Here is a 10,550-nt window from a genome sequence, read left to right as displayed (position 1 = left end):
ACCAACACCCCACCCGTGACCGTCACATTCCCCGTGTTCGTCACCACCACCACATACTCCACCGTGTCACCCACCACACCGATACCACCCGCAGCCAACACCCCCGACTTCACCGCAGACAACGCGGCTCCCGGGGTGATGCCGATCGTGGAGATCGCGGTCGAGGGGTCGAGGGTGCCGCGGACCGGCGTGCCGGTGACGGTCACGGCGTTCGCGACGGATCCGGCGTCGACGTCCGCCTGGGTCAGGGTGTAGCCGGCGGTTGCCGTCGCTTCGGCCCCGGGGGCGAGAATGCCGGGGGCCGCCGCATCCGGCCAGGTGATCGTCAGGGGACTCAGGCCGGCGAGAGCGTCGTCGAACGTCACTTCGCTGACGGTCACGTCGCCGGTGTTGACGACCGAGAAGCGGAACTCGGCGATGTCGCCTGCGCGGCCGGTCGCACCGGCCGCCAGTGCGCCTCGCTTCGTCGCCGTGAGGTCGGGGTTCGCAGGCGCGAGCTCCGTCGTGACCTCGGCGTCGCCCGACGAGACCGCGACGTCAGCCGGAGCTGCGCCCGTCGCGACGGCGGTGTTGACGACCTCGCCGGCGTCGACGTCGCGCTGCACGACCGTGTAGCGCGCGGTCGCCGTGACGACGTCGCCCGGAGCGAGGACGCCGGTCTGACCGCGCGGCCACGCTCCGAAGGCGAGACCCGAGATGCCCTCCAGCTCGTCGGCGACGGCGACGTCCGTGATCGTGGTGTTGCCCGTGTTGCGCACCGTGAAGGTGTACTCGATCGAGTCGCCGAGCGAGCCGGCACCGGTCAGGGCGTCGTCCTTCGCCAGCTCCAGCGCGGGTGCGCGCGTCTCGGTCGTCAACTCGATCGCATCGGAATCGGTCACGGCCGCATCGGCCGGGGTGAGTCCCGTCGCCGTCGCCGTGTTGCTCACACCACCGCGGTCGACGTCGGCCTGGGTGATCGTGTAGGAAGCCGTCGCGGTGACGGTGCCGCCGGGTGCCAGCGCGCCCGGCGATCCCGGCCATGCGCCGAACGAGATCGCCGAGAGCCCCGGCAGCGGGTCGCTCAGTGCGATCGCGTCGATCGTGGCCGTGCCGGAGTTCGTGACGGCGAAGGTGAACGTCACGACATCTCCGACGGCGAGGTCGTCCTCCTGCGAGGCGCTCTTCACCAGAGTGAGACCCGCGGTCGAGTCGATCGGAACGGTCGCCGGCGCAGCCGCCGAGACGACGGCGGCGGATGGCGCGGTGCCGCGTCCGGTCACGACGCTGACGATCGATCCTGCGTCGACGTCGGCCTGGGTGAGCACGGTCGTCGCGGTCGCGGCGACGGTGTCACCGGGCGCCAGCACTCCCGCTGTCCCGTTCCACTGGTAGACCGGCGCGGTGGTGCCGGGGAGAGCATCCGTCAGTGCGGCGCCCGTGAGAGTCACGTTGCCGGTGTTCTGCAGGGAGTAGGTCCATGTCACGGTCGAACCCGCGACAGACCCCGGAGGAAGGGTGCCCCGGTTCGTCACGGCGACCGACGGTGCGGCGGCCTCGACGGGCACGATGCTCTGCGGCGAGGACGTCGTAAGGTCCCCGTCGGGCGCCGATCCGGACGCCGTCGCCGTGTTGAGCACGCGGCCGGCATCGACGTGCGCCTGGGTGATCTGCAGGGTCGCGGTCGCGGTGACGCTCTCACCGGGATCGAGCACGCCGGTGGCATCCGGCCAGTCGGCGGCGATCGCGGACAGCCCTGCGAGCGGGTCCGCGATGACGATGTCCTCGACGGTCACGTTCCCGGTGTTGCGGAGCACGAACGAGTAGGTGATGACGTCGCCGACGCCCGCCTCTCCCGCGACCGTCGCTCCGGACTTCGTGAGTCGCAGCTCGGAGCGCTGGGCCCCGGTGGCGACCTCGACCTCATCGGTGGCCTGCACGTCCGCGCCCGACGGCGGCGCACCGGTCACGGTCACGGCGTTCGTCACGGCTCCGGCGTTCACGTCGGCTTGAGTGATGTCGTACAGCGCGACGGCCGTCGCGGTGGCGCCGGGAGCGAGCACGCCGGGCGCCGCAGGGTCGGGCCAGGTGATGGTCGGGACGAGGCCGGGGATGCTGTCGTCGAGCACGACATCGGTCAGTGTGACGTTGCCGGTGTTCGCGATCACGAACTCGAAGCGGATGTCGTCGCCGACCTCGCCGTCGTCCACGCCGTCGCCGATCACGGTTCCCGTCTTCGAGACCGTCACGGACGCGGCAGGGTCGATCGGCACAGAGACCTCGGCGGACTCGCTGATCGTGGTGCCGTCCGGTGCCGTCGCGGAGCCGTTCACCGTGTTGTCGACGCCGCCGGCATCGATGTCGGCCTGGGTCAGCGTGTACGTCGCCGTCGCGGTCACGACCTGGTTGGGAGCGAGAGTGCCGGCGGCTCCCGGCCACGAGTACGCGAGCGGCGATACGGCCGGCTCGAGATCGGTCAGCGCGACCCCTGTGAGGGTCACGTTGCCGGTGTTGCGCAACGTGAAGGAGTAGGCGACCGTGTCACCGGCACGTGAGGTCGCGCCGCCGCGGAGGGTGCCGGACTTGGTCACCTCGATGTCGGGGGCCCTCGTCGCCGCCGGGGTGACGACGGTGTCGGACGGGTCGCTGACCGCGAGGCCCGTCGGTGGCGTGCCGGTCGTGGTCGCGATGTTCGTGACCGACCCGGTGTCGAGGTCGGCTTGCGTGATGCGGTGGGTCGCCGTGGCGGTCACGGACTCCCCCGGCTGCAGTGTGCCGCTGGCACCCGGCCATGGCCCGTAGGCGAGCGGGCTCAATCCGGGTGCCGGGTCGGAGACCGCGATGCCGGTGAGCGTGACGTTGCCGGTGTTCGTCGCTCGGAACGTGTAGGTGATGAGGTCACCGAGCTGACCTGCCCCGCCGACGGATGCCGACTTCGTCGTGAGGATGCCGGGGGCAGCCGCCGCTGTGTCGAGCACGACCGTCTGCGACGTCGTCGAGACCGCAGCACCCGTGGGAGGACGTCCGGATGCCGTCGCCACATCGGTGATCGAGCCGCTGTTCACGTCGCTCTGGCGCACCTGATAGGTCGCGGTCGCGACCACGGTCTGGTTCGGGCCGAGCGTCCCCGCCGTGCCCGAGGGCCAGGTGCCGTAGCTGATCGCCGAGAGCCCGCTGTGCGGGTCGGCGACGGCGACGCCGGACAGCGTCACGTTGCCCGCGTTGCGCAGCGTATAGGTGTACGTGATGGTGTCGCCGACCGCCCCGGAGCCGGTCGTGTACGCTCCGGATTTCTGAAGGGTGAGCGCGGGCGCAGAGGCCAGCGGCACCGTGCCGGAGCCGATGGCCGACGTCGACTGGCCCCGCGCGGGCGTTCCTGTCGCGGTGGCCGCGTTCGAGATCGCTCCGGCATCCACGTCGCTCTGTCGCACGGTGGATGTCGCGGTGGCCGTCACCGCGTCGCCGGGCGCGAGGCGGCCGGCGGTGCCGGACGGCCAGGTGCCGTAGACCAGGTCGGTGATGCCGGGCAGGGAATCGGTCGCAGCGACGCCCGTGAGGGTCACGTTGCCCGTGTTGCGGATCGTGACGGTCCAGGTGATGGTCTCGCCGGCGACGCCGGTGGCACCGGCCGGAAGCGCACCGGCCTTCGTCACCTGAAGACGCGGATCCCCCGCGACCGTCGAGGTGGTGACGGTGCCGGATGCCGCACTGACCGGCGTGCCGTTCGGGGCGAGACCGCTGCCCGTGGCGACGTTCACGAGGGAGCCGGCATCCACGTCGGCCTGGGTGATCGTGTGGCTGGCCCGCGCGATGACCTGCGCCCCCGGTGCCAGCACCCCCGAGTCGCCCGGCCAGGTGTAGGCGAACGCGCTGAGTCCGGGCAGCGGGTCGCGCACCGTCACGTCGCGGAGCGTCACGTTTCCGGTGTTGGTCACCCGGACCGTGTAGTCGATGACGTCGCCCACGGCGCCCGTCCCACTCACTGTCGCGGACTTCGCGGTGGTGAGCGCGGGGCCGGCGGCGACGGTCGTGAGTGTCACGGTCGGCGAATCCGCGCCGATGGCGGGACCCGAGGGCGGTGTACCCGACACCCGGGCGCTGTTGCGCACGATTCCGGCATCCACATCGGCCTGGGTGACCGTGTACGTGGCCGTGCCCACGACCTGCGCGCCCGGCGCGAGAGTGCCGGCGGCGCCCGGCCAGGCGAGCGAGACGGGGCTGAGCCCGGCGTGCGGGTCGGTGACGGTCACCCCCGTGAGAGTGACGTTGCCCGTGTTCCGGGCGGTGAACGTGTACGTGATGACGCTGCCGACCGCGCCTGTTCCTGACGTGTACGCAGCGCTCTTCCCGAGGGTGAGCAGCGGTCCGGCGACCAGTGGCAGGGTCGCAGGCGCATCGGCGCTCACCGGGTCGCCGGCGGGCGGGGTCGCGGTCGCCCGCGCCGTGTTGGCGACGGACCCGGCATCCACGTCCGACTGCGTCAGAGCGCGCGTCGCGCTGGCGGTGACGCTCTGGCCCGGCTGCAGGGTTCCCGCAGCACCCGGCCAGCCGGCGTAGGTGATGGCCGACAACCCGGGGAGCGCATCGGTGATGCCCACGCCCGTGAGTGTGACGTTCCCGGCGTTGCGCACCGTGAAGCTGTAGGTGACCGGATCTCCGGCTCGTCCCGTGGCCCCCGGAGCGAGGCTGGCCGTCTTGTCGAGGGTCACCCGGGGCGCGGCGGCGACGGTGGGCGTGACGAGCTCGGCCGACGACGCGGTGACGGGCACCCCTCCGGGCGCTGTCGCTCCGGCCGACGCCGTGTTGCGGATCGAGCCGGCATTCACATCCGCCTGGGTGATCACATACGTGCCCCTGGCGATCGCGGTCTGGCCGGGAGCCAGCACCCCGGTCGTCCCCGGCCACGTGATCGCGAGGGCGGAGAGCCCGGCGAGCGGGTCGGTCACGGTGACGCCCGTGAGCGTCTGGTTCCCGCTGTTCGTCGCGCGGATCGTGTACGAGACGACGTCACCGGCGCGGGTCCCCGCCGCGGTGTCCGCGGTCTTCGTCACGGTCAGCCCCGGTGTCGCCGCGCTGGTGGGCACGACGGCTTCGACCGAGGTGGCGCTCACGACGGCCCCGGTCGGCGGGCGGCCGCTGACCGCGGCGGTGTTGCGCACCGATCCGGCGTCGACGTCGGCCTGACGCACCGTGTAGGTGGCGGTCGCCGTGGCGGTCTGCCCGGGAGCGAGGCTGTTCGGCGACCCCGGCCACGTGATCACCGGGCTGCTGAGACCCGCGAGGGTGTCGGTGAGCGCGATCCCGCCGAGCGTGACGTTGCCGGAATTGCGGATCGTGAACGCGAAGGTCACGGTGCTCCCGACTTCACCGGATCCGCTCGTGATCGAACCGCTCTTCACGATCGAGATCGACGGCACGGCCGCGATGCGCACGGTGGAGGGTGCGGTCGCGCTCACGGCAGCTCCGCGAGGCGGCGTGCCCGTCGCCGTCGCGGTGTTCGCGACGGCTCCGGCATCCACGTCCGACTGCTTCACGGTGTAGGTCGCGGTTCCCGAGACGGCCTGCCCCGGCTGGAGGGTCCCCGCCGCACCCGCCCAGCCGCTCAGCGAGACGGCCGCCGTGCCGATGAGCGGGTCGACGAGCGAGACGCCGGTCAGCGTGACGTTCCCGGAGTTCCGCACGGTGAAGTCGTAGGTGATGGTGTCGCCGGCGGCGCCGGTGCCCGACAGGGTTCCGGTCTTCGTCACTGCGAGGGCCGGAGCGATCGCCGCCGTCGGTGTGGAGACGACACCCGAGGATGCGGATACGGTCGCCCCGCCGCCCGCGCCGCTCGCGGTGGCGGTGTTCGTGATGACACCCGCGTTCACGTCGGCCTGCGTCACCGTATAGGCGGCGGTCGCGACGACGGCCTGCCCGGGTGCGAGCGTGCCGGTGGCTCCTGGCCACTCGTATTCCAACGGCCCGAGCCCCGCGAGCGGGTCGGCGACACCGACACCGGTGAGCGTGACGTTGCCGGTGTTGACCGCGCGGAAGGTGTACGTGACGACGCTGCCGACTCCTCCGCCGCCACCCGTCGCGCTCTTCGTGATCGCGATGGCCGGCGCGGCCGCCACGGTCGCGACGGTCACCTCGGCGGAGGATGCGGTGATCGCCGCCCCCGTGGGCGGTGTGCCGCTGACGCTCGCCGTGTTCCTCGCGGATCCGGCGTCCACGTCCGACTGGCGCACCGTGTACGTGGCGGTGGCGGTGACCGTCTGGTTCGGCTGCAGCGTGCCTGCGGCGCCGGGCCACGAATAGGCCAGGGCCGAGAGCCCGGCATGCGGATCGGCGATCGCGACGCCCGTGAGGGTCACGTTCCCGGTGTTGCGGGCCGAGAACGAGTAGGTGATGGTGCTGCCGACCGAGCCGTTGCCGGAGGTGACCGCGCCCGTCTTCGTGAGTGTCAGACCTGGCGCCGAGGCGAGGGACACGGTGGCGGGTGCCGTGCTGGTGACCGCGGCACCTGTCGGTGGCGTGCCGCTGCCGGTGGCGGTGTTGCTGACTGCGCCGGAGTTCACATCGGTCTGCGAGATCACCGACGTCGCGGTCGCGGTGACGGTCTGCCCCGGCTGCAGCACACCTGCGGTGCCGCTCGGCCACGTCCCGTACGCGGGTGTGGAGACGCCGGGCACCGAATCGGTCACTGAGACGCCTGTCAGCGTGACGTTCCCGGCGTTGCGCAGCGTGAGCGACCAGACGATCGTGTCTCCCGCACGCCCGGAGGATCCGCTCTGCAGCGCACCCGTCTTGGTCGTGACGATCGCCGCGGATGCCGCGACGGTGCTGGTGGTGACGGCACCGGAGGTGCTCGTGACCGGTGTCGTGCCGTACACGGCGGTGGACGAGGCGACGTTGCGCACGGACCCGGCATTCACGTCGGCCTGCCTGATCGTGTACGTCGCGACCGCGGTGACGGACTGGCCCGGGGCGAGGCGTCCGGTCGTGCCGGGCCAGGTGTAGGTGAACGCGGACAGACCCGGCAGCGTGTCGGCGATCGTGACGTCCGTCAGCGTGACGTTGCCGGTGTTGGTCGTGCGCACCGTGTACGTGATGACGTCGCCGACCGCAGCGGTACCCGACGCGACCGCGGTCTTGGTGGTGGTGCTGGCGGGTGCTGCAGCAGTGGTGTTCACCCGCGTCGTCGGCGAAGTGCCCGTGACCGAGGCACCGCCCGGAGTGCGTGCAGCGGCCGTCGCCGTGTTCGTGACGGCACCGGCGTCGACGTCCGCCTGACGCACCGTGTAGGTCGCGCGGCCCTGCACGGTCTGGCCGGGAGCCAGCGTCCCGGCGGTGCCGGGCCAGGTGTAGGTGATCGCCGAGAGTCCGGCCAGCGGATCCGAGAGCCCGACCTGCGTCAGGGTCACGTTGCCGTTGTTCGTCGCCGAGAACGTGTACGTGACGGTGCTGCCGACTCCGCCTGTGCCTGCCGTGATCGATCCGGACTTGAGCACCGTGAGCGCACCCGTCGGAGCGACGGGGAGCGTGGACGAGCGCGTCTGGGTGACGCGCGCGCCGCTGGGCGGCAGGGCGGATGCGGTCGCCGTGTTCGCCACGGCTCCGGCATCCACGTCCGACTGCTTCAGCGTGTACGTCGCGGTGGCGGCGACCGCCTGCCCGGGCGCGAGTGTGCCGGCGGTCCCCGGCCAGGTGTACGTCAGCGCCGAGAGTCCGGAGAGGGGGTCGGCGATCACGGCGTCGGTGAGCGTGACGTTTCCGGTGTTGGCGAGGCGGAACGAGTAGGTGACGACGTCGCCGGCACGTCCTGTGCTCCCCGGCGCGAGCGCACCGGACTTGGTCAGGCTCACCGACGGCGCCGAGGCCGCGGTGGCGACGACGGACTGACTGCTCGGAACGGTCAGGGTCGCACCGGCCGGGGTGCGGGCGGTGCCGGTGGCGATGTTGCGTACGGCCCCGGCGTCGACGTCGGCCTGAGTCACCGTGTATGTGGCGGTCGCCGTCACGGACTGCGACGGAGCGAGGGTTCCCGCCGTTCCCGGCCACGAGTACGTCAGAGCGGAGAGTCCGGCGAGAGGATCCGCGATGGCGACGTTCGTGAGAGTCGTGTTGCCGGAGTTGCGGACCGTGAAGCTGTAGGTGATGGTGCTGCCCACGCCGCCCGTGCCCTGGGTGAATGCTCCCGACTTCGTCGTCGTGAGTGCGGGGGCCGAGGCGATGGTGGGGACGGTGACCTGCGAAGAGGTTCCGGAGACTGTGGTCCCGTTCGGGGTTCGAGCGGTGGCGGTGGCGGTGTTGCGGACGCTTCCTGCATCCACATCCGCCTGGGTGATCGTGTAGAAGGCGGTGGCGGTGGCGGTCTGGCCGACCGGGATCACACCGGCCGTTGTCGTGGGCCAGGTGATGACCGGTGGCGAGAGCCCCGGCAGCGGGTCGACGAGCGACGCGTTCTCGAGGGTCACGTTGCCGGTGTTGCGCACGGTGAAGGTGTAGTTGATCCGGTCGCCCACGCGGCCCGTCGTCCCACCCGCGAGCGAGCCGGTCTTGTTGACCGTGAGCGTCCCGGCGGAGGCGATCGGGGTGACGCGGTTCGCGGAACCGGATGGGCGGATGCCGCCGTCGTCATCCCGTGCGCTGACCGACGCCGTGTTCGCGACCGACCCCGCATCCACATCGCTCTGTTTGAGCGTGTAATTGGCCGTCGCGGTGACCGACTGACCCGGGGTCAGTGTTCCGACGGTGCCCGGCCAGGAGCCGAAGGTGATGGCCGAGAGCCCGGGGAGCGGATCGGTCAGCACGATGTCGGTCAGCGTCGACTGCCCCGTGTTCGTCACGGTGAAGGTGTAGACGACGACGTCGCCGGCGCGGCCGGTTCCACCGGGTGCCAGTGCGCTGGTCTTGCTGAGGCTGATCGCGCTGAGCAGCACCGTCGTGCTGTCGCTGTCCTGCGCGAGGAAGTCACCCACCACGGTGCGGGCCGTCGCCTCGGCGGTCGACACGTAGCCGGTGGCTGACGGCGCTGTCGCCGTACACGTGAAGGTCGTCGTCTGCAGTGGCGCCAGCGTGATGGCACCGAGGTTGCGCGCGCAATTCGTCTGATCGTCGGTGATGACGATGTTGCGCAGCGTGCCGGCGCCCGTATTCGTGATGCGGATCGTGAAGGTCGCGAGTTCGCCCGAGGTCCGAGACTGCGTGTCTGCGGTCCCGTCGAAGCTCTTCACGATCTGCAGGCCGGCGGTCGGCACCGAGAGCATCGCATTGCGCAGCAGGAAGGAGTCGCCGGACGTACCCAGCCGGAGGTTCACGGTCGTGTCGCCGGCGACCACATTCGTGAGCCCGACCGTCGCGACGTCGACGCTCTGGTTCGTGAAGGCGGTCCCTGCCGTCCCGGCGTACCGGACGGAGCCCACTGCACGGGAGATGCCCACGTTGTCGGCGGCACCCGCGGCGTTGGCGATCTCGGTGTAGGGAGTCGACCCGCCCCGGGAGTATTCGGCGGTGTCTCCGGTGATGTTCCGGTCACCCTCGAAGAGGGTGAATCCCGCACGGGTGCCTGCGGCGACCGCGGTGAATCCGTTGAAGGCGACGGTGAGGTCGGCGTCGTTCGCCCCCTGACGGACGTGGCCCTCGTAGTAGATGATGTTGTGCGGCACCGACGCAGGGTTGTCGGGGATGAAGGTGCCGTAGTCGTAGACGACGTTCAGCGACCAGCCCGCGTAGCAGCCGGCGCCGGTGGGAGTCCAGATGTTGCCTGCCGAGACGGTGACCGCCGACCCGGTGGGGACACCCGCGAAGGCCGAGGTCACATCGGCGCTGCCGGAGTAGTAGAGCGCGGTGGCCTGAGATGCAGGGTCGACGAGCATGCTCTGCGGCGCGACGTTCACGACCGCGGCGCCGGCCACCTTGAGCTGGATGGCGCGAGAGGTGTATCCGGTCGCGCTTCCCGTCGGCATCGTCGCGACGCCGCGGGCAGCGGAGTACTGGGCGCACAGCCGACGCGTGTCGCCGGTGTAGACGCCGGTGTTGGCGCTCCAGGTCAAGAAGGCCTTCACGACCGTCGCCCCGGCGGGGACCGTGATCGTGGCGCTGCTCGAGTTGCCCGTGAAACCGCTGACCGCGTTGGTCTGGGTCATCACGAAGTTGTCGTTGACGTTCTGCGCGTTGGTGCTGGAGGCCGCGTGCAGATCCGCGCAGGTGCCGTTCGTCGTCGCCGTCGTCGCGGTGCACGCGAGCACGCCGTTGCCGGCCATGATGAAATCGCCGTTGACGTTGGCCTGGTAGTTCGGTGCCGTGCCAGAGTTCGTGCCCCACTGGACGACGGCGGCCTCTGCGGCCTGCGGAGCGCCGAGGGTCAGGCCGGCGACGATCACGGCGACAGCCGTCGTCATCGCGACCGCAGAGCGACGCCAGACGCGCCGACCACTCCCCCCGACCATCGGAAAAGACCCCCCTCAGAGTCCGGCGTCCCTCCCCGGTGCGCCGTCATATCACCCTAGGTGAACTCACAGGTGATGACAATGGTGCGGATGTGACGAATGAGAAACGGCGGATGCGCGGTACGGACCGCACGGTCAGTG

1 protein-coding gene is annotated in these 10,550 nt (G+C 71.1%); it reads right to left on the bottom strand.

Annotation, left to right across the window (positions count from 1 at the left end):
• Nucleotides 1-10,361 (bottom strand): beta strand repeat-containing protein (locus ACESK8_RS10795; protein WP_372968591.1); only part of this gene is annotated, 10,361 nt, incomplete at its 3' end.
• Nucleotides 10,362-10,550: the final 189 nt, after the last annotated feature.

The organism is Microbacterium sp. (assembly GCF_041641055.1).
Classification (GTDB): Bacteria; Actinomycetota; Actinomycetes; order Actinomycetales; family Microbacteriaceae; genus Microbacterium.
Note: the sequence above shows the minus strand (reverse complement) of the source record. Positions and strands in the feature narration are given on the sequence as shown.